The 2,256-nt window shown below is 39.8% G+C and carries 3 protein-coding genes; all 3 read right to left on the bottom strand.

Translation table 11 applies throughout. The features are described 5' to 3' along the window. Positions 1 to 109 precede the first annotated feature (109 nt). The gene (locus DKT73_RS19850; protein WP_157959222.1) at positions 110 to 580 is read right to left on the bottom strand and encodes a hypothetical protein; all 471 of its coding nucleotides are present in this window, start codon (positions 578 to 580) and stop codon (positions 110 to 112) included. A 61-nt stretch (positions 581 to 641) separates the two neighbouring features. After that, positions 642 to 2,009: an SPM autocatalytic domain-containing protein gene (locus tag DKT73_RS19845; protein ID WP_111640259.1), complete on the bottom strand. Its 1,368-nt coding sequence runs from the start codon at positions 2,007 to 2,009 to the stop codon at positions 642 to 644. Between the two features lie 2 nt (positions 2,010 to 2,011). Beyond that, positions 2,012 to 2,256 (bottom strand): hypothetical protein (locus DKT73_RS20380; protein ID WP_232827945.1); only part of this gene is annotated, 245 nt, incomplete at its 5' end.

The raw sequence follows: 2,256 nt of genomic DNA, 5'->3' as shown, positions 1-2,256 counted from the left end.
ATTTCCAAACTCGGTAAGTTCTTCCCACGTTTTACTATCAAAGTAAGCATTCATGTTATCCGACCTTGCCAAATTACTAAGTGATAAAAAAAGTAATAACACTAAAATTCTATACCCTAATAGCATAATCCCCCCCAAGCGTTGTGAGCCCCATTTTGCGAAAGAAAGCATCGGTTTGTGCCATATACTTTCCCGCACTACCTGTCCAACCAAAATCATCTAGTAAACGGTTTTCAACATTATCAAAATCGTACTGATCTCTAGAAGAAGTGTAAGCAGCCACACCGCCAATGAGCGTGTCATTACCCGCACCACCACTTAACAATACATTGCCAGTTTTAGAGGATGCATCAATAGTATTGGCAAGCGCATTTCCCTCAGCGCCAATCCAAACACTTGCATCGTTACCTAAATTAAAACTCTTTTCTTGTCCGTTAAACGCCTTAATCTTTTGAACATCTCCATTTTCCAGCTCATAAACCGTATTACCGCTTGAATCTTTATAAGAACGAAAACCAAGAGAGTTATAAGCAAACGCAACATCCGCTCCATCAACAATCGAACCATCTGCTTTTTGCACATCCACAAGACCATGGATTACCGTGCCGTCTGATAGCACTTCTTTTGTGCCGTCTCGTGTTTCAAGACCGAAGACCGATGGATTTAATGCCTGCTTCTTCTAACGTCAGCATTTCACCGTCATCTACCACACCATCCGTATCGCGGTCTTGCCAGATTTTAAAGCTACTCCAACCCGCATCTCGACTGTCTAGCACTTTGTCTTTATTAGTATCAAAATGCGTCGCTAGGGCTTCTAAATCGGTATCGTCTTCTTCTGTCCATTTCGCAAAAGCAATTTCTTTTGATTCGATAACTTTGCCGTCATTACCTATGTCAAACACCAACAAGGCATCATCACCCGTCGTCCAAGCAGTGCGTTCTAGATAGCCATCATCATCAAAATCAAAATCTGTGGTACTTTCGTTAAGTTTAGTCAGTTCAATGCCATCGCCATCCATGTCAATGACGACAGGTTTACCAGTTGAACTACTATTGCCATGCTCATTACTCTCTTCGTCCCAACTAGTGTCTTTTTCAGCTTCTTTTCTGGCTCTCTCAGCCGCCTCGTCTGCCGCTTCTCTATTTCTATACGGGAAAATATTATCGATTGATGTTTTGGGTGTTGAATTACCTAAGGCTGCTTCAGCTGCCTCTTTATTCCTATATGGAAAAATATTATCACTGGATTTTTTGGAAGTAGAATTGTTTGAACTCGGTAAGGTCTTATCAACAAGATCGCTATAGTAAGCATCAACACTATTGCGGTTAGATCCACTGAATGGATTGTTCTCTTGAATCCTTGCTTTTAAACCTTCGGCTAAAGGCCCTATTTTATGTCCAGATGTCCCCTCCACAAAATCTATAGTGCTTCCGGGGATACGCATACCTAAAGCATGAATAGGTGAGGCAAAACCCCACTCTTGCGAGTACACATACGTAACATTAGAAGCCTTTGTTAAATTAGACTTATCACTATTAAATACCTCATATAGATCGCCCCATATTCCGCCCAAACCAGGAGAATTAAATACGACCCCTTGAGCATTAGAATCTTGAAGAGCTAACATCTGAGCTGGAACACCACCAAGTGAATGACCTGTGTATATAAGGGTTGGGGAAGTTACCCCTTGTTTTGCCAAGGTCGCTAAAGATTCATCTCTAAGTGATGCCGCCGCAAAATATTGGCCAGTATAGCCATAGCTAGAAACGTATCCGTCTTGTATTAAATCCATTGGATTCCACTGATTAGTTCCAGCGATGCCAATGGCTAGAGTATTCGTTGAACTATTGTAAAAAGAGGCTCCATTAAAGCCAAGTGGAATGGATGTACGCTCTCCTACTAATGTATAATTTGATGGAATCTCACCAAGAACGCTTGATCTAATATTTGGTGCGAAATATGAAATATCAGAAAGTGTTGCTAAATCATGTTTTAATTTATTATCCATCTTTATCTATCCTTTTTTCTGTTATCACTAAGAACGTCACCATTTAAATTGAGAGTAAATATGGGCATCCAATCTATATCTATTATAGATGCATTCGTCCATGAAATTAAGGACAAATACCCAGGAATTCTTTGAGCTCTTAATCCGAATGTTAATTCCTTTGTTTCTGGATTCCATGTACCGCCATAGATGCAAATTTGATATTGATATATTAATAATATTTTTCTATATTCACATTTCACTATAT

This window comes from Marinomonas shanghaiensis (assembly GCF_003259175.1).
GTDB lineage: Bacteria > Pseudomonadota > Gammaproteobacteria > Pseudomonadales > Marinomonadaceae > Marinomonas > Marinomonas shanghaiensis.
This window is presented reverse-complemented; position numbering and strand designations above follow the sequence as displayed.

Excerpts from the sequence above, each read along its gene's own strand:
- DKT73_RS19845 (WP_111640259.1), bottom strand. The coding sequence starts at position 2,009 with ATGGATAATAAATTAAAACATGATTTAGCAACACTTTCTGATATTTCA.